The organism is Flavobacterium pectinovorum (assembly GCF_022802975.1).
GTDB classification, from domain to species: Bacteria; Bacteroidota; Bacteroidia; order Flavobacteriales; family Flavobacteriaceae; genus Flavobacterium; species Flavobacterium pectinovorum_B.
This window is the reverse complement of sequence record NZ_JAFEVZ010000004.1, coordinates 36,491-57,323: the sequence shown is the minus strand read 5'-3', so window position 1 is coordinate 57,323 and position 20,833 is coordinate 36,491. Positions and strand designations below refer to the sequence as shown.

18 protein-coding genes are annotated in these 20,833 nt (G+C 32.5%); 15 read left to right on the top strand and 3 right to left on the bottom strand.

What is annotated here, in order from left to right:
* Positions 1–56: 56 nt before the first annotated feature.
* From FLV_RS07230 to FLV_RS07220, 3 genes are read right to left on the bottom strand one after another with little or no spacing between them, the layout of a single operon-like run.
* The gene (locus tag FLV_RS07230) at positions 57–2,687 is read right to left on the bottom strand and encodes a prolyl oligopeptidase family serine peptidase (RefSeq protein WP_243232353.1); all 2,631 of its coding nucleotides are present in this window, start codon (positions 2,685–2,687) and stop codon (positions 57–59) included.
* Between the two features lie 35 nt (positions 2,688–2,722).
* A complete protein-coding gene (locus FLV_RS07225; protein ID WP_243232351.1) occupies positions 2,723–4,114 on the bottom strand; it encodes a RagB/SusD family nutrient uptake outer membrane protein in 1,392 nt (463 codons plus the stop codon).
* A 9-nt stretch (positions 4,115–4,123) separates the two neighbouring features.
* A complete protein-coding gene (locus FLV_RS07220; protein ID WP_243232349.1) occupies positions 4,124–7,147 on the bottom strand; it encodes a SusC/RagA family TonB-linked outer membrane protein in 3,024 nt (1,007 codons plus the stop codon).
* A gap of 493 nt (positions 7,148–7,640) precedes the next feature.
* Between FLV_RS07220 and FLV_RS07215 the strand changes: the two genes are divergently transcribed.
* The 15 genes from FLV_RS07215 (at position 7,641) to FLV_RS07145 (ending at position 20,827) form a co-directional block, all read left to right on the top strand.
* Positions 7,641–7,967 (top strand): helix-turn-helix transcriptional regulator, encoded by a 327-nt coding sequence (locus tag FLV_RS07215; RefSeq protein ID WP_243232346.1) that lies wholly within the window; start codon positions 7,641–7,643, stop codon positions 7,965–7,967.
* A gap of 101 nt (positions 7,968–8,068) precedes the next feature.
* A complete protein-coding gene (locus FLV_RS07210; protein ID WP_243232343.1) occupies positions 8,069–8,284 on the top strand; it encodes a hypothetical protein in 216 nt (71 codons plus the stop codon).
* Between the two features lie 529 nt (positions 8,285–8,813).
* Positions 8,814–9,311: a hypothetical protein gene (locus tag FLV_RS07205; protein WP_243232341.1), complete on the top strand. Its 498-nt coding sequence runs from the start codon at positions 8,814–8,816 to the stop codon at positions 9,309–9,311.
* A 410-nt stretch (positions 9,312–9,721) separates the two neighbouring features.
* A complete protein-coding gene (locus FLV_RS07200) occupies positions 9,722–10,084 on the top strand; it encodes a hypothetical protein (RefSeq protein WP_243232337.1) in 363 nt (120 codons plus the stop codon).
* 218 nt (positions 10,085–10,302) lie between these two features.
* Positions 10,303–11,220, top strand: a complete 918-nt coding sequence (locus tag FLV_RS07195; protein ID WP_243232336.1) for a DUF6731 family protein — start codon at positions 10,303–10,305, stop codon at positions 11,218–11,220.
* Positions 11,221–11,226: 6 nt separating this feature from the next.
* Positions 11,227–11,697, top strand: a complete 471-nt coding sequence (locus FLV_RS07190; protein ID WP_243232335.1) for a hypothetical protein — start codon at positions 11,227–11,229, stop codon at positions 11,695–11,697.
* A 106-nt stretch (positions 11,698–11,803) separates the two neighbouring features.
* Positions 11,804–12,373 carry a hypothetical protein gene (locus FLV_RS07185; RefSeq protein ID WP_243232334.1) on the top strand — a complete coding sequence of 190 codons (570 nt, stop codon included), beginning with the start codon at positions 11,804–11,806 and terminating at the stop codon, positions 12,371–12,373.
* A gap of 117 nt (positions 12,374–12,490) precedes the next feature.
* Positions 12,491–13,321: an RES family NAD+ phosphorylase gene (locus tag FLV_RS07180; protein ID WP_243232332.1), complete on the top strand. Its 831-nt coding sequence runs from the start codon at positions 12,491–12,493 to the stop codon at positions 13,319–13,321.
* A 499-nt stretch (positions 13,322–13,820) separates the two neighbouring features.
* Entirely contained in the window at positions 13,821–14,204 is a 384-nt protein-coding gene (locus FLV_RS07175; protein ID WP_243232331.1) for a lipocalin family protein, read from the top strand.
* A 343-nt stretch (positions 14,205–14,547) separates the two neighbouring features.
* Positions 14,548–15,081, top strand: a complete 534-nt coding sequence (locus FLV_RS07170; RefSeq protein WP_243232330.1) for a hypothetical protein — start codon at positions 14,548–14,550, stop codon at positions 15,079–15,081.
* A gap of 1,066 nt (positions 15,082–16,147) precedes the next feature.
* Positions 16,148–16,363 (top strand): hypothetical protein, encoded by a 216-nt coding sequence (locus FLV_RS07165; RefSeq protein ID WP_243232328.1) that lies wholly within the window; start codon positions 16,148–16,150, stop codon positions 16,361–16,363.
* A 368-nt stretch (positions 16,364–16,731) separates the two neighbouring features.
* Entirely contained in the window at positions 16,732–18,531 is a 1,800-nt protein-coding gene (locus FLV_RS07160; RefSeq protein WP_243232326.1) for a DUF262 domain-containing protein, read from the top strand.
* Positions 18,532–18,854: 323 nt separating this feature from the next.
* On the top strand, positions 18,855–20,228 hold the full coding sequence (locus tag FLV_RS07155) for a hypothetical protein (RefSeq protein WP_243232325.1): 1,374 nt from the start codon (positions 18,855–18,857) through the stop codon (positions 20,226–20,228).
* Entirely contained in the window at positions 20,218–20,388 is a 171-nt protein-coding gene (locus FLV_RS07150; RefSeq protein ID WP_243232324.1) for a hypothetical protein, read from the top strand. Before FLV_RS07155 ends, FLV_RS07150 begins: the two co-directional genes overlap by 11 nt.
* Before the next feature lie 4 nt (positions 20,389–20,392).
* Positions 20,393–20,827 (top strand): hypothetical protein, encoded by a 435-nt coding sequence (locus tag FLV_RS07145; protein ID WP_243232323.1) that lies wholly within the window; start codon positions 20,393–20,395, stop codon positions 20,825–20,827.
* Positions 20,828–20,833: the final 6 nt, after the last annotated feature.

Genomic DNA, 20,833 nt, shown 5'->3' with positions numbered 1-20,833 from the left:
GAAAATTATCAAAATTGTAATGCAGTTCCATTTCGGAACTGCATTATTTTTTAAAATTACTTCAATCCCTTTTCAATCCATAACGCAGGTGGTACGTTTTTTAAATGATAATCAAACCACTGTAACAGCCTTACAGAAAAATCCTTTTGGTTAGAGGGTTTAAGCAGGCTGTGTCCTTCATCTGTATAAAATAGAGTTATGTTTTTTTTACCAAGTCTGCGAAGTGCCAGATAGTACTCTACACTTTGGTGCCAGTCTACGTGCCTGTCCTGTTTTCCGGTCCACAGCAAGAGTGGGGTGGTAACTTTGTTGATATTTAGTATTGGAGAATTACGCTGGTAGGCTGTCGGATCTTCAAAAGGACTTTTTCCTATTCTCCATTGTTCTTTGTTCATACGCCACATATCAGCCTTTCCCGTATCCCATCCTACTGTGAGATAAAAACTGTTCAGGTCGGTTACAGCTGCACCTGAAATGGCAGTGGCAAATAAATTGGTTTGCGTAATGATAAAAGCAGTTTCATAACCTCCAAAGGAGTGTCCTGTCAGTCCAATCTTATTAGGGTAAACCAAGCCTTCATCAATAATTTTTGTTGTACCTGCTACGACACAATCCGTTGCTGAAATGCCGGGATTTCCTTCTTCGAGAATAATATCGGGTAAAAAAATAAAGTAATCTTGTGTAGTAAGATTGGTAATATTAAATCCGTCTTCAAGATAAACACTTGGATTGCGATAAAAATGAAGTTCATTAGATTGGTTTTCATAAATATGAACAATCATTGGATATTTCTTTTGAGGGGAATATGAGGCAGGGTAGAGTAATACCCCTTTCAAGTTTTGCTTTTTTGAGTTTTGATAGGATATGAGTTTTGCTTTTCCCCAATCGTACTGATAATGTTGGATATTACTTTCAAAAATCAAATTTGGTTTAGATGAAATGGTTTTAAAAACCAGTCTGGGCGGTAGGTCGAATTTCTGTTGCCTGTAGAAAAACGTTTCTTTTTTCTCATTATAAAGGAACTGATCAATGAAATAATCCCCATAAATAATAGGTTTTGATACTAAACCTTTTCTCCATGTAAAATATCCAGTTTTCCCATCTTCTCCCTCACCACGAAGAATAACCTCGTTTTCTAAATCAACAATATCATTTCTGAATCCTTCATACAAAAGGTTAATTTTCTTTTTAAAAGGAATATCAGCGATTCGATATTGTATTGCTGATTCCCTGCCATGTGTCAATCTTCTAAACGAACTGCCATCAGGCTTGATAGCCCACAAATCATATTGGTCATAAAGTAAAATTTCGGCATCATCAGTAGTCCATCCCGGATTACCGTAAGGCGATGATGTCACCAGTTTATAAACCTTTCCACAAAAATTGCCCTTAGTGATAGCGGTAATATTGGTATGTGATTTAGCCTTAATGTTATACACCCACCAATGGTCATCTTTAAAATAAGCGATGTATTTTCCGCTTGGAGATGGAATAGTGTATATTGAAGAACCGGAATGTTTTTTTAGAAATAATTCCTTTTCATTGGTTTTTAAATTCAAAAGATAAAAATCCCTGTTCCCATCATATTCAAACTGGGGTTCGTAAGCTTTTGGATTAGATACAATAGCATATTGAAAATCTCCAGTAAGCATAAGTTTTGGAAACTCATTGCTGGTAATAGTTGTAAAAGCATTCGTCACAGGAAACCAGACAGCAACTTTTGACTGCTCCTCAAATTTTCCTTGTTTTTGTTCATGGGGATAAATCCATTTATCATTGGCATTCCAAATTTCTACAAAAGAATTTTGTTGGCTATCTCCCTTTTTTGTTCTCTTTTTGAGTGAAATAAATACCCTTTCCAAATCATCCGAAATAAAAACTTTATAAGAGGTTCCCAAAATAATACTGTTTTCTTGTGGAAATTTAGGTTCGGTAGATGTATTAAGAAAATATAGGTTTTTGTTTTTTAGAATATAGTAATAGAGCGTATTATGATAAGAATCATCAGCTTGCCCTAGAAAAGCAAAAGACTTCCCATCCTTTTGCCAGACAAAGCCATCAAAATTGAATGCACTCTCATTTATTATCCAGTTGATGTTTTTACTATTTTTAAGGTCAAGAATCCCGATACTGTATTTTCCGTCAGAAACAACAGAAAACACAACCGTACAACCATCAGGACTTAAAGAAAAATGCGTGACATTGGCAATGGCGTTAAACTTATTTCCTAATGGATTTTGAATTACTAATTCCTTCTTGTCTGCGGACTGAATTAATAGAATTAATAGGTCAGTTGTTTTAGAATAGGCATATTCAGTAACATTTGGAATAACTTCTTTTTTTCCGGTGTTGAGGTTCGTTATTTCAAGCAGTTTTTCTCTGTGGGAGATAAATTCATTTTGATTGGTGAAATCAGATTTGTTAATCCCGGGGTATGCATATGTTTTATTTGCTGTAGTATTTCGTACAAATAAAGTATCTGCCAAATTTTCATAGTGCATCGTATAACTGATCCATTTGGAATCATTTGATATTTTATCAGAGCTAAGTTCTCCCCACAAATGGTAGTCTTCAGTAGACAACTGTTTTTTTTGCACCACCTGCCCCCACGAGGGGCAGGTCACTAATGGCAAAATAAAAAATAAAACTGCGATTTGGGGTATAATTTTAAAGTATGTAAATTTCATAATATCAATATTCAATGATGAGGTACTACAGTCTTTTAATAACCGGGGTTTTGTATTCCTAAAAGAGAATTGGCATTTAATTCATTTTGGGGAATCGGAAATAAGGCATCTGTTGTATTCCATCCGGGCTTTATTGGAGACAATACTGCATCCAGCTGATTTGAGCGTTTTAGGTCAAAAAAACGGTTACCAAATTCAGTAAAAAATTCCCATCTTTTTTCCTCTAGTATAGCCGTTAGAATGTCTTCTTTGCCTACTGCTGTTGTTTCCTGTAATCCTGCACGTTTTCGTACTGCATTCAAATCCTCTTTGGCACCTATTAAGTCTCCTTGTTTCGCCCTCGCTTCAGCTCGTATGAGATATTGTTCAGCAAGTCTAAAAACTACAGAATATTCTAAAGAGACTGAGGTAAAGGTTCGTTCTTTATATTTATAAGCATAATGCCAGCTTAAAGAACCTTTTGATACCGTTTTTATCCAGTTTACTTTACGTCCGTCAGCAGGATCAAAGGAGTTGACCAAATTGGTATTCAGCGCCACGAGTTGGGGTGGTCCGGCAGTCAAAATAAATAAGGCTCCCTCCTTTGTGTTTTGCCCCGCTGTTGGCGACTGCAATTGCCAGATTGTTTCTTTAGAGTTGATTAAAAAAACTTCATTTAGTTTTGGGGTCAGAACAAATAAAGTATTCTCATTAAGGATTGCAGATGCTTCATTAGCAGCCTCTGCATACGATTGATTATAAAGATAAACTCTGGCAAGCAAAGCTTTCGCTGCATATCGATTTGGAATGCTTCTGTCCGATGGGCTGTATTTTACGGGTAGCAATGTAATAGCAGTTTCTAAATCGCTGATAACCTTTTTATAAACTTCGCTAACAGGTATTCTCGTTACCTTGCTTTTAATTCTGTAATCAGTTGTGGTAATGTACGGCATATCACCATAAAGATTTACGAGATAGAAATGAAGCAAAGCACGTATAAACAAAGATTCACCGAGCAATTGGTTTTTATTCTCTTCACTAATGTTTTCATTTTTTTCAATTGCTTCAATAATAGAATTAGCAGCATAAATATGATTGTAACTCGTATTCCAGTAAGTGGCAATGGTGGCATTAGTGGGTAAAAGAGCATTGTTGTAAAAGTTATAACTGGTATTAGAAGGGGTTCCGTAAGGAGAAAGTTCATCTGCATAATGACCAAGTTGGTTGGACAGCCCTGTATTGTTTCCCGTAAGTACCCCTCTGTCCCTGATTTTGGCGTATATATCAGTTAGAGCCGCATTGGTTGTAGCATAATCCTCAAAAACAGTTTCTTTTGTCATTTGCGAATCGGGTAAGGCAACATCAACAAAAGAATCGCACGAAGTAAACAAAAAAGTGAGTGCCAGTAATCGTACGATATAAAATGTAATAATGTAAATTGCTTTCATTTTTTTAGATTAAAAGGTTAATTGTACTCCGGCTGTTATCACTTTAAGCGGTGGCAGGTAGCCTGTTAAGGTAAATTCAGGATCACCGCCTTCATATTGGGTAAAAGTCAACAAGTTTTGGCTTTGCAATAAAATGGTACAGCGTGTACTCTTGAGACTAAGCGGAACATCATAAGAAACAGCAATGTTTTTCAGCCTGATAAACGAGGCATCAGTAACACTGGCAGTACTCTTATTAAACAGGTTGTCGCCTTGTACAGCATTGCTGTTAAGCCCGGTTGTATAAATTTGATACGAAGCATTATCTCCCACATTCATCCAGCTATTCCCTACACTAAGCGGTTGGTTAGACATCTGCCCCGCAAAACCCATCGAATAAAGAATATTGTCTTGTTTGACAAACTGAAAAAGAAAATCCAGTTTCCAGTTTTTATAACGAAGCTGATTTTGCACGCCTCCAAAATACTGAGGATTCAGGTCAGTTATCGTTTGCTGGTCTTCTGGCGAAGTGATTCTGCCATCTTTATTTAAATCTTCAAAATCGTAAATACCTGTTTGCGGGTTTACGCCCAAATAGTTGTGGAGCAGCAGTATATTCAAAGGCTCTCCAATCCTGTATTTTTGGCTGTAAGTAGAATTGGCAAGACCGGGAAATGCTACAAGACGGTTACGGGCAAAAGTCAGGTTTACACTCGTCGTCCAGTTAAAATTTTTGTTGTTAAAATTAACAGTACGCAGGGTAAATTCCCATCCGGTATTTTCTACCGTAGCATCAAGATTAGATTGCAGTACGGTAAAACCTGTCGTACCCGCTAACGGAACACCTACAAGCTGATTCGAGGAACGGTTCTGATACCACGCAGCTGTGGTAAAAATCCTGTCCTGCAAAAAGCCCAGTTCTATAGCACCTTCAAGCTTTTTGTTAGTTTCCCAGCCAAAATTAGCATTAAACAAACGGGTGGGTTGCATCCCTGCTGTATTGCTGTAATTGGCACTGGCGGTAGTATAGGTGTCCAAAAACATATAATCTCCAATCTGGTCACTGCCTGTAGTTCCATAACTCGAACGTATTTTACCAAAACTAAGCCATGTCAATGCAGACAGGAAATGCTCCTTATGAAACAACCATGCAGCACCAACAGCGCCAAAAGTGGCAAACTGATTACCGGGACCAAAACGGCTTGATCCGTCACGTCTTCCGGTTAAGTTAAGAATGTAACGCTGGTCATACGCATAATTGATTCTCCCAAAAAAAGCCTGATATTTATATTGGGTCATATCGTCAAGTAAGACTTTAGGAAATTTAGCAGCGGCCAAATTATAAATCAGACTGTTAGAGATAAAACCGCTTCCGGATTCATAAAGCTTATCAGTAGTCTGGTTTTGAAACGTAGTGCCCAAAAGCAAATCAAGCGTCCCGCGTTTTATTTCTTTTTTCCAGTTCAGTTGAGGTTCAGCAATCCATGAAGAGCGATTGGTATGGTTCACATAAATCGCCGACCTGTCACTTGTAATATTCAAAGCAGGGTTGTAAATAGTCGATGGCGAAGTACGGGTTTCAATAGTATTCAGGTCAGTATAGCCAAAACTGCTTTTTAGGGTAAGTTGAGGTAATATTTCATAAGATAAAACCGCATTGGCAACCAGATCTTTCGTTTTCGATTCAAACTTAGCATTTAGATTACGAAGCGGATTTTCCCATGTTCCGTTTTCCCAGTTCAGTTCACCATTTTCATCATATAATGCAGGTGCGTTGGGAGCAAGGGTTCGGGCATCATACGTAAAATCAAATGCAGGCTGGTCATTATCCTGTACAGTATATCCGGCAGAAAAGGTCAAACGGAATCTTTTATCCTCAGACCGATGATTTACATTAATCTGAGAATTCCCTTTTTTGTATAGAAAGTCTCCCGGAAACACAGTCGTTTCGGTATGATAATTTCCGCTGAACAAAAACTGTGTCTGTTCAGATCCTCCTGAAACGGTACCGTTAAAATCGTTTATTTGCGATGTACCGCCCAATAGTTCTTTTTGCCAGTCAGTATTACGATTTTGGTCCCACGTACCGTTAATGTCATAATCAGCAGCCCCATAAGTATTTAAGCCGTCGTTTATAAAAGCCTGTTTTCGCATCGCAAGATATTGAGGTGTTTGCATCAGCTTCATAAATTGGGTAACAGTTCCGGCACCTGTTGTGGCACTTACGGTAAAAGTGGTTTTACCGGCCTTTCCTTTTTTGGTGGTAATCAAAACCACACCATTCGCTCCCCTCGAACCATAAATAGCGGTAGCATCAGCATCTTTTAGCACTTCGATACTCTCAATAGCATCAGGATTAATACTGTTTAGCGGACTCGTAACACTCGGATACGTCGATGCCGTTTGGTTGTACCCAATAGGGTCAGAAGCATACGGAACACCATCAATAATATACAATGGTGAGTTTCCATCTGCACGAATGCTGTTCTGTCCACGAATTTTGATATCAAAACCACCACCCGGAACTCCGGTCGATTGTATAATGCTCACCCCAGCCATACGTCCCTGCATGGTAGCCAGTACATTAGTGACAGGCTGGTTTTCGATATCCTTTGCAGTAATGCGGGCAATACTACCGGTACGCTCGCTTTCTTTTACAGAATAATATCCTGCATTAACCTTTACTTCCTGAAGGGTAGTGGTATCGTATTGTAATTGGATATCAATCTTAGTACGCCCTTTTATAGGAACAAGCACCGTTTTAAACCCGATAAAAGAAACCACCAAAGTATCCTGAGCAGAAGCCGAGATAGAATACTGCCCGCTATAATCAGATATAGCAGCGTTATGTGTTTTACCTTTTACGGCAATAGTAACGCCGGGCAGGGGAGTAATGCCGTCGGATACAGTACCCTGAATGTGATGTTGTTGAAAAAGATTAGAAATACGCCGATACGAATTTCCTGCAGAAACAGATGAAAAAGACAAGAAGAAACCCATTAAAAACAGGCAACAAAGAGCCTTTCCACCCTTGTAGAATGAAAAATTATTCATAATATTGAGTTGGTTAGTGAAACGTTGGTTTTGTTAGCTAAGGTCCTCTACGCTAGTTTGGCGACGAAGTAGAGGGCCATTTTTTTTATGTCATTGCGAGGAACGAAGCAATTGCATTAGTATTATTTAATCATAGGCAGCAAAAGTTATAAGTTAGTTCTGGCTGCGAAACTTTAAAAAATAAATAGAAGTATTGGCTAAGAATGTTAAGTTGAGTAATAAGCATAAAAAAAGGCGCGGAACTCAGCTTATCGAACGGAGGTACTGGTATACCATGCAACAATAAGTGAGCCCACGCCTATGGCGTGAGCATCTTACTTATCATCTCGTTGCTAAAATTACCAGTTTTCCATCCGAGATTCTAAGCGAATGCTTCAAATATTTTATATGAAGAATCGCAAATATATGTATTCAATTGCAAACTTACTAAAAAAACACGAAACTGTCACTATCGTGACACTAAATATCGGTAATAATATATTCTTTTGTCTGAATGGCAATTAAGACTAATAATAAACCTTCAAATAATAAGACAGAAACAGTCGTATTTCTGCTTGATCAATTCATATGTGATTACATAAGGAATGAATGGTTAGATAATACTAAGCCAGTTTTACCTCAAGCTCAAGAACTAGGAGTACATCGACATATTATTAAAAAAATTTTAGAGGATAAACCGTATAGAGTGCCGGTTTCAACACTAGCAATCATTTGTTTTTACAAAAAAATCTCTTTATCAGATTTTTTTAAATTAATAGAAACAAAATATGGTTCTCGGATTAATGATGATTTTATATTAAAAACAAAAAAGGATGCTTAGGCATCTTTTTTTATGAATATATTTTTGAAAAAAAATATTATTTTTATAAGAAATTTACTATTTTTGCTTTAATGTGAATATGACTTAAAAAAAATGAATTTATGAAAATACTTCTAATTTCAATTATTGTGATATTGTTTGGTGTTTCTAATAAAAATGATAAAGAGGTTTACATATGTGTGAGCAAAACAGCAGCCAAATACCATCTTACTGGAGACTGCAAAGGTTTATCTGAATGTACTCACACCATCAAAAAAGTTTCTTTGAAGAAAGCTAATGAACTGGGTTATAAAAACCTTTGTGGTTATGAGAAGTAATTTTAATTAAAATATTTTTCATCTCTTACATAAAAAAGCCAATTAATATTTAAGTATTTACAATGGAATGGTATGAAATAATTATAGGAATTCTAATTATTCCAGTAGGGTTTTACATAAGTAGTAAAGTACAAGAGACCAGAGACAGTTATAGGTATAATGATAGTTGGAAAACGAGAGACAAAAAAAAGAGATTTTAAATCTAAATTTATAAATCAAGTTTTTATAGTATTGTGATACTGTGGGGGGCATCACGATAAACCCTTGAATCGATAAGGTTCAAGGTTTTTTTTATTTTTAGCTTTGGATAATTATTCTCGAGAGATAGAATTTAATTTTTTATAGCACATTAGCTAAAAAACAATCACACAGTAAAAACAACTTAGAAAAAAGCTAATTTTATAATCTTTTTTTTGTTATTTTTGAAAGTATATAGACTAAGAAAAACTTCGTGATCACCAATTTAGGGTAAATAGTCGAAATTTTTTTCTTAGATAAATAGGTTCAAATTTTTAGAGGCAAAACAGACATGAGTAAATATCTAATTGAATTTGATGAGCATTCTCATCGTAGTTTAAAACAATTTATAGATTTAATAGAAAGCACAGAGGGAATAAAATTAAATGAACTAAAAGTAAAAGATTTAACTTATTGCAATGAACAAATTATTAATCCTGGACATGGAATTTATATTTTTAAAACCGACGAAAATATTTTAGTAGTTGGTAAAGCTCGTACAACTTCATTTACAGAAAGAATTCCTAAGCATTTCGATATACGACCTAAAGCATGGTTCAATAGACTTCTATTTATAACTTGTAGAGAATATTTTAAAGTAGAATTGACAAATGAAAATTTTTTAATGTCTTCTAGATATGTATTTGAAAATGCACGTCTTATTTTAATAAACATGAAAAACGCAGAGAAAATTGATCAATTGGAAAATATACTACGCGGTACAACGAGAACTTTAAATAAATATAAAAAATTAAAGTATGATGATAATTTAATTTTATCTAACATCTAAAAATTTCTCTCTGAAGTGTTCCATTCTAACGCAGGCAAATGTCTCCTACTTTGCGTAATTTGTTTATGCTCTTGTAAATTAAAAACTCCTGAAAGTCTCCCGACTTTAAATAACTAGCTGCTTATGTAATTACTTATTAACAAGGATAGAGGTAACTAAATATTCTTTGATGCTTTGTAATCTTTTTTGGTTGTTTTTGAAAATATATAAACGTAACAAACATTCGTAGATATACAATTTCGGTTAGATTGGTGCTACTTTGTAGCGCAATAAAAAGTGACCTGCTATGTTAAAGGACGACTGTGCAAACAACAACTATACAGATTGATTGATGACTGATATTTTACATTTGCTAAAAACGGGAATGCTGAAAACCGAATAGAGTAAGCTATTTTAAACAACAATATTATATGCCAGAGATTAAAGACAAAAAATACGGGAAAACTTTATTTTATATAGACGGAAATGAGATTAAGGATAAAAAATATGGTACGACGCTGTTTTATATTGATGGTTCAGAAGTAAAAGAAAAATCTAAATATGGAACTGTAAAGTTTTATATTGACGGAAATGAAATTAAAGAAAAAAGTAAATATGGTAGTGTCAGATATTACATTGATAGTAATGAAGTAAAAGATAAATCAAAATATGGTTCATTGCGATATTTCATAGATGGTTATGAAATTAAAGACAAAAAGTATGGTAGCGTAAAATACTTTGTTGACGGTGCTTTAACAAGAGACCAAATGTCAGGATTTCTGTCTATTATTTAAATATCTCCGCTCTCCGAAGTGTTCCATTCTTTATTGAGAAGGGTAGAGGTAACTAAATATTTTTTGATGCTTTGTAATCTTTTTTTGATTATTTTTGAATGCATATAAACGTAACAAATATTCGTATATACCCCCAATTTAGGGTAGATTGGCGCTACTTTGAAGTTAATGGCAGCGACCATCATAATCAAAAAAAATATAAATAAACCACATAAATAATGGCAGTAAGAAAAAAGAAAATTGAATTCTATAAAGTCGTTTTAAAAACATTAGATGACAAAATAACTGACATAAAACTTGATGAAGTTTTAACTTCCAAAGAAGTGCTAAATAAAGAAGTATATTTAAAAGGAAAAGATTTAGAACTTAAAGTTTTCGCAAACAATGAAGATTATTTAGTTGGTATTATTGAGACCAGTCGTAATAATAATTTACCGCCAAAAAAAAGTAAAAAAGCAAAAACATTATCTAAACTTGGTTTAAACGTTGACGAAGGATTGGCCTACGGAAATGTATTTCTATTTGATAAAAAAAGAAATATTTTAATGTATGAAGTTAATAAATTTGGTTGTTATCTTGACCACTTTATAAGTTTTATATATTCCGCTTTAAAGGACACTACTCTATTTAAAAAGTTTAAAATAAAGTTAGAAGTAGTTCTAACATCAGATGAATATAATCGAATTGTAAATATGAACTTTCATAAGTCAGTTGAAATTCAAATTGCAAATCCAGACAAAATGATATCGGAATTTAAACATAAAAATGGCGCAATTTATGAAGTTTGTGAATCTGCAAATAAATTTAATTCATCACGAGTTTTTGCAAAATTTGAAGTCGAAGCAAAAAAAACAACAAAAGGTTTAATGACAAAAACTGTTAGAGATGTTTTAAATGAAGTAGGTTCTTTACTTCAAGGAAGGTCAGCAGAGAATATTCAGAAAGTAATCGTAACAGGTTATGAAAATGATATTGAAAAGTTGCAAAAAATTGATTTAATTGCGGACAGATACATTAGAGAAATAGCGTTAGACGAACCAAGAGAAAATAATGATTTATTAGAAAAACAAAGAACTGATGCAATAGTGAGTTTACATAAAGGATGCTTAAACGATTTAGATGCTATTTTTGGATAACTAAATATGGATAAAACAATTGGATATTGGATAGAAACACTTTCTGGATATATTTCAGCTGTTATTATTATGTACTTCTCTTTCGAGAATTGGGAAAAATTGGAATTTATAAAAAGTGCAGATTTTTTAGACAAAATAATTTCAATAACAACTACACTTTTTGGTTTTTTATTAGCTGTTCTAACTTTAATAATCCAAAGTAATAGCTCCACAATAACCAAAATGAAAAGTCATGGAAGTTTCAAAAGATTAATTTTACTTAATAAATTAACCGTTTTAACTTCAATTATAAATTGCATATATTCATTAATTCTAGCATTTACAATAAAACTAATTGAAATTAAAAGTTTGACTTTATTAAAAATAGCAACAACAATAAACATAGGGATATTTTCATTTGTAATTGTGAATACATTTTTATTTACAATTATTTTCTACAAAATAATATTAGAGGACGAAAAAGATGATAGCCACTAAAAACTACAGCGGATTTTCGATGTTTAGCTAATTCGAAGAACGGGCTTAGTTTAGTCTCAAACTTGCTATGGAGTGGAAAATTATTAACAATTAAAAAGATAAAATCGTGGAAGAAATGCAACAAATTATATCAACATCAGATTGGATAGCTTTGTGTGCTTTAATAATATCAGGTATTGCCGGATGGTATGCATACAAGGGGTATTCATTAAGTAAAACTAATTTTGCGCTAGATCAAATTAATTTAACTTCAAGCTTTGCATTAGGAATTGAAAAACTGAAATTAATTTTTGAGGATATAGATAGATTGAAAGTTAAAAAAGTAAAAGATATTAATTTTGACAATTTGAAGAGTGACTCGTTGATTTTACATAGAATTTCAAATTCGCTTAGCGAAAATGAAATTACTTTGAGCAATTTATATTTAGATGTATCCAATATGTATGGACTTAGGAAACGAATAAAGGAAATAGATGATTTAGTTGTGACAAATAGTTCTTTTAATCATGATGTTGTACAAAGGATTTCTTCAAGTTATGGACTGTTATATTTTCAAGCGTTTCTACTACGACCTCATGCTTTTCCAAAAAATTATAGTATGAGTTCTTACGAAGAATTAAATACTATAAAAAATAATTTCTTGGCGTACCATTGCTCGTTAGTATATAAAACTTAGCTCAGTTCCCAAGGCACCCCCGCTCTTCGAAGTGTGTCATTCTAATGCTACGCAAATGTCCCCCGCTATAGTCCCAGAACGCTTGTGATATTTTAAACCAATAATTAAGATACTAAATTGCAAAAACATCTAATCTGTTCGGAATGCTTTAAGGATGAAGGTTTGAGAATGGACTCTCGACAAATTGGTATACTTAATAAGAAACCATGTAGAAATTGTAATAAAAAAAATGGCTCAAAATTGACTGCTAAACTGTTAAGTGATTTAGCATATCGTTTTTTTGTAAAAGGTACATCATGGAAAGTTGAATATGGTGAAGCACCATTAATTCAATTTAATGAGTATCAGAAAACAAGTATTAACTTTAAGGAACCACTAAAAAGTGATGTCGTTTTAATTGAAAAATATATTAATGTTGGCTTCTTTGATTATGGTCCAAGATTATGGATGATTGGTCATATTGAACCATTAAAAAAATTACAAACCAAAAAGTATCGAAAAGAAATTATACAAAGGATAATCCAAGAATATCCATCACTAATTTTAACTGATAAAGCAAAATTTTACCGATTACGCAAAAATCCAAAAGATCCTGAAAATCATTCTGAATATGACAGTCCACCAAAATCAGGCAATGGTCGTTTAGACTCTTATAGATTACCAATTCTATATGCTTCTCCAGATTTAGAAGTTTGCATTCATGAATGTCGAGCTACTGCTATCGACCGCTTATTTGTGAGTGCTTTGGTTCCTAAAACAAATTTAAAATTGTTAAATTTGGCTGTTATCTTGGAAGAAGATTGCACAGAATTTGAAAGCTTAGACATTTCAGTTCAATTTCTATTTTATGCGGAAAGTCATTCTTATGAAATCTCACGAGAAATTGCTAAAGCAGCAAATAAAGCAGGATATGACGGAATTGTTTATCCATCATATTTTATTCATTAAGAACTGGATCATACCCAACAGAAACAATTTATGGAATGTCAATAAGGAGATTTCCACAATACAAGAATATTATTGAAAATCAAATAATTCCAAACATTGCATTATTTGGAAGACCAATTAAACAAAAAAAAGTTTCTGTCGAGTGTATAAATAAAGTCATTTTAGACAGAATTGATTATCACATTCATTTTGGACCCTGCTCTCCGAAGTGTTCCATTCTAAAGGCAAATGTCTCTGACTTTGCGTATTTTTTTTAATGTTCTTGTAAAATCAAAACTCCTGAAAGTCTCCAGACTTTAAATAACTAACTGCTTATGCAATTACTTTATTGAGAAGGGTAGAGTTAACTAAACATTCTTTGATGCTTTGTAATATTTTTTTAGTTATTTTTGAAGGTATATAAATGCAACAAACATTCGTATATACACCCAATTTCGGGTAGATTGACGCTACTTTGTTACGCATATAAATAAGTTAGCAGCAATATTAACTCAGCAACATGAAAAAAATTACTTTATATCTTTCAGCATTAATTTTATTATCATTTACTATTCAACAATTTTCTGAAACGAATCTAATTGGAAAGTGGAAAATTATTAAAATAAAAAATAATGTTGGTTCTGAAATTGGTGCATCTGCATTTTATGGTCAAACGTTTACTTATAAAAATGACCATACTATAGTTCATTTCAATCCTGAAAATTCATTATATAAAGAACAAACTGGCAAATGGGAATTAGTAGAAAATATTATATATCATTACGATGATGAGCAAGAAAAAAATCAGTTTGGGAAAATAATTAAACTAAATCATACAGAATTTGTAGTTGAACAAACTAAAGACAAAATTGTAACTACAATCTTCTATAAAAGAATTAAATAAAATACTGCTGCTCCCGCTCTCCAAAGTGTTCCATTCTAACGCTGGCAAATGTCTCCGATTTTGCGTAATTTGTTTATGTTCTTTTTAATTCAAAATCTCTTAAAGTCTCCCGACTTTAAATAACTTATTGCTTATGCAATTACTTTATTGAGAAGGGTAGAGGTAACTAAATATTCTTTGATGCTTTGTAATCTTTTTTGGTTATTTTTGAAAGTATATAACCGTAACAAACATTCATATATACACCCAATTTCGGGTAGATTGGTGCTACTTTGTATTGCATATAAATAAGTTGGCAGTAATGCGGGCCCAAAAGAGCGAAAAACAAAAAAATTAAGATAAAATGGGTGTTGGATTATTAATTGGATTATTTCTACTAATCGTTTTCCTTTTTTTATTTCTGTGGTTATTTATATATTCCAAAAAGAAAAAATCAAAAGTTGGAATTGTAATTTCTTCAATTGCATTAGTCTGTATTTTATCAATTTTTTTCATAAACAATATTGACGAATTAACTATCTCAAAAGAAGATGTAAAAAAAGACTTAAAACAGATTGACATTGAATTTAATACTAATTTTGAAATTAAGAAAAACACTGTTTCAGGAATGCCCGAAAGAAATCAAAAAACAGTAATTGAAATATCAAAATCTGAAATTGAAAGAATAATAAACGAGATAAAGCATTCCGAAAATTTCAAAGAATACGAAAATAATATTTCACTGCACCTCACTTTTGAAGGACAAATATTAAATATTAAATACCCAAAATATTATTCACGAGAATTATATAAAGAAATTGACAATATACCAACTCAAATATATTTAACAGTTTACGAAGGAAAAAATATATTAGAATATCAAATAATAGAAGATTAAGAACTACCCGCAACACACGTAGCTGTTGCGCAACTCCCCCCATCTGCCCGAAGTGTCTACAAATGTCTCCGACTTTGTAATTTGTTTAGGCTCTTATAAATTCAAAACTCCTGAAAGTCTACGGACTTTAAATAACGGTTGTGTAATTTATCGATGCTTATGTTTATAACTTGGTTTATAAGTTCCTAATGAGTTCTACAAAGATTAAAATTTACGATTTTATCTTTGTAGTGTTACTTTGTTTAAGCAAAATAACTCGATTCAAATGGGTTGGTTAGACACTTCGGCATTTGTATTTAAATCTGCTACCGCAAGGGGACTATACACAGCAGAGCTATGGCACTAAGGTATGAGTAGTATGTATAGAAGGTTGATAATAACCTGGGAGTTGATACCAATCTGAAGAGCATTAATCGACTACTTCAGACACGTGATGGGGAGGATGGCTCCGGAAGGAAGTTAACTTTAACCTTGAAAGTGTGTGAGAACTTAAATTGGGCAGCCAGTTTAGGGGAGACACACTATGCACATTCCAAAGAGAATCCACCAAAAGGAATTTTACTATTATAAAGGGTATATAAATAAAAAAAAGGTCGAAAAAGTCCAAAAAAAATCCCCAGAAAAACTAAAAAATACGAGGCTGTTTAAGCCCAATTCCAAAAAAGTTTATTTTAAAATTTTGAAGTGATTTTTTGAGCAAGACTAAGCGAGATTTGATTGATTCGTGAAGTAAAATATTCCAAAACAAAATACCAAATAAAAGAAAACCTTGTCAGCAGTGGCGAGGTTTTTTTGTTATACGCAAAAGATCCGTACTCTTCTGAAATATATTTTAGTTTTTTATTTAAAAATGTAAATCTTCTATCATTTTGATGTCACACCGCATCCAAAATACTATTCTTTACTTTGCAAAACCTTTTCAAACGAGTGTTTTGATAGAATGATTTTTTGTGTCCTATTTTATTTTGAGGCCAATAAATACCTTGCAATCATTAGAAATTTTTGAAAGGCGTCCTGTTTTAATGTTTAAAACCTTGATGGCAAATAAAAAAATAACTTTTTTAAAATGGAAAAAATATTTATATATAATGAATCTATTATGAATGCACTTGTATTATTAGTAATTGCTATTTTAGTTTTCATTCTTGTAATGAGTATTATCTTGAATAATGTAGAAAAAGATAGAATACCACTTATGACTGATTTTTTCGAAAAGGTACTTCCAAAAATACCATTTAGTAAAATGTTCAGAAGAAAGAAAAAGAATAAAAAGAAGAAATAATCTTTTTATTATAGGCACATATCTCTAGCTCATCGAAGTTTACTTAATGTAAAGCTGTGGCAAACATTTCCGGCTTTGCACATTTCTTTTAATGTTTTTGTAAATTCAAAACCTCTTAAAGTCTCCCGACTTTAAATAACTGTTTTATGCAATTTGGTTTTATTGAATAGGATAGAGGCAACCAAATATTCTTTGATGCTTTGTAATCTTTTTTGGTTATTTTTGAAAGTATATAAATGTAACAAACATTTGTATTTACACCCAATTTAGGGCAGATTTGCGCTACTTTGTAGCGTATGTAAATAAGTTAGACGATATTTTAAGACACCCCGACAACGACAATCAACCGACAAAATTTAGCATCAGGAATGGCAAACGAATTAGAAAAAGCGATAACAATTAAAAGTGCAATTGACAAAATTGACGCAGGAGATTTTTTACTTCCATCAATACAAAGAAGATTTGTTTGGAATACAGAACAAATTGAATTGCTATTCGACTCTATTATGCAAGACTATCCAATCAATACATTTATGTTTTGGCAAGTCAATAGTAATGATATTAAAAATCAATTCCGCTTTTATGACTTCCTGAAAAAATATGTAGAATACAAAGGTGGAAATAACGAAGAAAGGAAAACAAAAGGTTATAAAAATTTTGATGCAGTTATTGACGGACAACAACGACTAAACAGCCTCTACATTGGACTTAAAGGCAGTTATGCTTACAGGCAATATGTTTACAGAAAGAAAAATTACTACAAAGACGAAACTAGTTTCCCAACAAGAAAATTGTATTTAGATTTACTAAACCCAATAACAAATGATGAACAGAAAAAAAATTATGATTTTAGGTTTTTAGTTCATAATGAACACAAAAAAGAAAGCGAACAAAAAACCAAATCAATAATTGACGAAAGTGGAAACCAAGAAATAGTTCCTTGCTATTGGTATGAAGTTGGGAATATTTTAGAACACAAAAGTGAACACAGTATTATCACATTTCTTGCAAAAGAACAACTTGACTTTGCAGGTTTCCCAGGAGAAACACTTTTGAAACTTTATAAGTTAATAAATGAAAAAACAATTATCAATTATTTTTTAGAACAAGAACAAGATTTTGACAAAATTCTGTATGAATTTATACGAACAAATTCAGGTGGAACAAAACTCTCATTTGCAGATTTACTTATGTCAATTATTACAGCATCATGGGAAATGGGGCAATCAACTAAAGGAGCAAGAGAAGAGTTAGACGAAGTGGTTAGAGAAGTTAGGGAATTTGGTTTTGAAATAGACCAAGATTTTGTGCTTAAAACTTGTTTGGTATTAATATCAAACGATATTCGTTTTGCACTCAAAAACTTCGGAGCTGAAACAATAGCAAATATTAAAACTGAATGGAGTAAAATAACTTTGTGCATTAAAGCAAGTTTTGAGCTAATCAAATTATTGTCGTTTAACAATCATTCATTACGAGCAAAAAACTCTGCAATTCCTATAATTTACTATTTGTATGTAACAGATTACTACAAAGACATAAACAAGGACAATAAGCATAAAGACAATAAAGAATTAATTAAAAACTTCTTACACATTTCATTACTAAACAAATTGTTTGGTGGAAGTTCTGATGGATTTTTAGTGAAACTTAAAAAGACAATTTCTGAAAATAAAATCAATAATTTCCCACTTCAAGAAATTAAAGAGGCATTTAAAGGAACAAACAGAAGTTTCAATATTGACGATGATAAATTGAATAGTATTTTAAGAACTTCATACGACAATTTAGACAGTTTCTATATTCTCTCTTTGTTGTTCCCGAAATTTAACTTTGAATTTAAAAATCCCAACATTGACCATCTTCATCCTAAATCTAAATTCAATGCAGAAAATTACAAGACATTAAAAAGTGATGAACAAAGAGAATTCTATGAAAATTATTACAATACGGTTTTGAACCTTGCAATATTATCAGAGGAACAAAATAAATCGAAAAATGACAAACAGTTAAAGTCTTGGATAGAAGAACAAGAACAACACAATAAAGACATTAGAAACACACTATTAGTTCCTGAAAACATTGACTTAAGTTTTGACAACTTTGAAGAATTTATAACAAACAGAGAAACAATGTTTAAAGAACGAATAAAGCAAAAACTGAAATAAAAACATCTCCCCCTCGCTCTCCGAAGTGTTCCATTCTAACGCTACAAATGTCTCCGACTTTGCCTTAATTTGTTATGCTCTTGTAAATTCAAAACTACTGAAAGTCTCACGACTTTAAATAACTAACTGCTTATGCAATTATTTTATTGAGAAGAGTAAGAGGTAGCTAAATATTATTTGATGCTTTGTAATCTTTTTTGGTTATTTTTGAAAGTATATAAACGTAACAAACATTCGGATATACACCCAATTTCGGGTAGATTGGCACTACTTTGTAGCGCATATAAATAAGTTATAAGCAAGGCTAAAAAACCGACACAGCAATGAACCAACAACAAGCACAGACAGTAATTGGACAAGCTCAACAAATTGAAAGTTTTGACTTTGAAACTGTAATCAAACGAGTTTATCCTGACAGGACAGACCTTGAAAATATTGTGATAACTCAATTATCATTACAAGAGTTTTTGCATTTATCAAAACGGGTATTTGGACAATTTATATCCGAGCTTCAAGACAGAGATAATTACATTATTTTACCTTTTACATTTACAAATGTTCAACTTGGACAAGCAAATGTTGACGGACAAATTCAAGGATATTTTGCAAACTTAAACGGGGACAATTTTGCAGCAGCAGAAAACATTTTATTCTGGCTTATAAGTTATCAAGTCGAAAATGGCTTTTACAATAAATCTTCAAAAAGACAATCTGAGCATACGACCAATAACATAAGCAAACTATCTGAAAAACTTGGACTTTTAGAAATCAACATTGAAAACAAACTTAAAGAAGTTCAAACCTTAAACGCAGAACTTGAAACAAACAAAAAAGAAATTCAAACTTTAATTAGTCAAAAAACAGACGAGTTGGCTTCAATTACCGCAAGTCTTACAACAAGCACTACACAGTCAAATCAAATCAACGACTTACTCACTAAAAGCACTGAACAATCAACAAGGCTGACAACCATTGTTGAACAACAAGAAACAACTAAAGTTCAAGCAGACAAAAAGCTTTTAGACCTTGAAGCTTTATACAACAAAACAAATACTGACCTAACTTCAAACATAAAAACTATTCTTGGACAAATTGACGAGTTTAAGAAACAGATAGCTGACAACGCTGAGCATCTGAAATTTGTGGAAGGTAAAAGAGAATTTTTTGAAGAGCGAATTGTATATCTACAAAATCTAATTGGACAAGAAGTCGGGGCTAATCTTTTCAAAACATTCAAGTTCAGAAAGGACGAATTGGAAAAGCCTGTAATTTTTTGGCGTTGGGCAGTTCCTGTTATGGCAGTTGCGACAATAGTTTGGATTTTCTTTTTATTCTATTATCAGCGTGACATTACAGACATAAATCTTTGGTGGCAAGCATTTGCTGTTAATTCATTAAAATCAATTCCTGCAATTTTCTTATTGTTCTTTGCAATTAACCAGTATCGGAAAGAAAGAAACTTCCAAGAAGAGTATGCTTTTAAATCCGCGGTTGCATTGACAATTGACGCTTATGCTGGACGACTAACAAGCCCTGAAAATAAAGACAAATTAATAATGGAAGCTGTTTTGGGAATTTACAAAACACCAATTGACGACAAACCTGTTAGTGGCGACAAAATTAAATCTACAACTGCATTGGACACAATAAAATCAATGGCTGACACGACAAAAGAACTTGTGAAAAATGCGAAATAAACTTGACCGTATAGAAAACCCAGCTTATAACAGCACATTTGCAATAGGCGGGGTTTCGTGCTCCGCAGACAGTTTAGTGGTAGCCGAAAGTTCAGTGCTCCGCATAAAGTTCAGTGGTAAAAATCCCGCACATCGCAAATCTGCAAAACGTTACCAGTAATTTTATGAGAACGAATAAAACTAAAAGACATGATAACCAAATAGAAAGAGAAGTTGAAAAATCTATTTCAAAATTCTCTCAACATATGATGTCAAACTCAAAGTGGGTAAAACTTATTGACAAGTTCGTTCAAAATACTAGTCTGATTTTAAAAGTCGAATTTAAAAAAGTTCAAAACGACCAAATTGGTGAATTATACTTAGACGAAGACACTACATTTGGTTTTGACTATTGGCAAAATGGTTTTGAAGGTTGCAATTCACTTGGTGGTTGGTTAACATTTAAAGAAATTGAGTTTATTATTTTTCCCGAAATTGTTAATCGAAACAAAAATACTTTACAAGATTTGAAAGAAATTGAAAAATTAATTAATAGTGTTGGAAATTTTTCCTTAGAAATCAATCAAGAAAATCTAAAGTTAAATTGTTACAAAGAATAAAAAAAA

Coding starts and splice junctions, on each gene's coding strand:
- FLV_RS07230 (WP_243232353.1), bottom strand. CDS start 2,687: ATGAAATTTACATACTTTAAAATTATACCCCAAATCGCAGTTTTATTT.
- FLV_RS07225 (WP_243232351.1), bottom strand. CDS start 4,114: ATGAAAGCAATTTACATTATTACATTTTATATCGTACGATTACTGGCA.
- FLV_RS07220 (WP_243232349.1), bottom strand. CDS start 7,147: ATGAATAATTTTTCATTCTACAAGGGTGGAAAGGCTCTTTGTTGCCTG.
- FLV_RS07215 (WP_243232346.1), top strand. CDS start 7,641: ATGGCAATTAAGACTAATAATAAACCTTCAAATAATAAGACAGAAACA.
- FLV_RS07210 (WP_243232343.1), top strand. CDS start 8,069: ATGAAAATACTTCTAATTTCAATTATTGTGATATTGTTTGGTGTTTCT.
- FLV_RS07205 (WP_243232341.1), top strand. CDS start 8,814: ATGAGTAAATATCTAATTGAATTTGATGAGCATTCTCATCGTAGTTTA.
- FLV_RS07200 (WP_243232337.1), top strand. CDS start 9,722: ATGCCAGAGATTAAAGACAAAAAATACGGGAAAACTTTATTTTATATA.
- FLV_RS07195 (WP_243232336.1), top strand. CDS start 10,303: ATGGCAGTAAGAAAAAAGAAAATTGAATTCTATAAAGTCGTTTTAAAA.
- FLV_RS07190 (WP_243232335.1), top strand. CDS start 11,227: ATGGATAAAACAATTGGATATTGGATAGAAACACTTTCTGGATATATT.
- FLV_RS07175 (WP_243232331.1), top strand. CDS start 13,821: ATGAAAAAAATTACTTTATATCTTTCAGCATTAATTTTATTATCATTT.
- FLV_RS07170 (WP_243232330.1), top strand. CDS start 14,548: ATGGGTGTTGGATTATTAATTGGATTATTTCTACTAATCGTTTTCCTT.
- FLV_RS07165 (WP_243232328.1), top strand. CDS start 16,148: ATGGAAAAAATATTTATATATAATGAATCTATTATGAATGCACTTGTA.
- FLV_RS07160 (WP_243232326.1), top strand. CDS start 16,732: ATGGCAAACGAATTAGAAAAAGCGATAACAATTAAAAGTGCAATTGAC.
- FLV_RS07155 (WP_243232325.1), top strand. CDS start 18,855: ATGAACCAACAACAAGCACAGACAGTAATTGGACAAGCTCAACAAATT.
- FLV_RS07150 (WP_243232324.1), top strand. CDS start 20,218: ATGCGAAATAAACTTGACCGTATAGAAAACCCAGCTTATAACAGCACA.
- FLV_RS07145 (WP_243232323.1), top strand. CDS start 20,393: ATGAGAACGAATAAAACTAAAAGACATGATAACCAAATAGAAAGAGAA.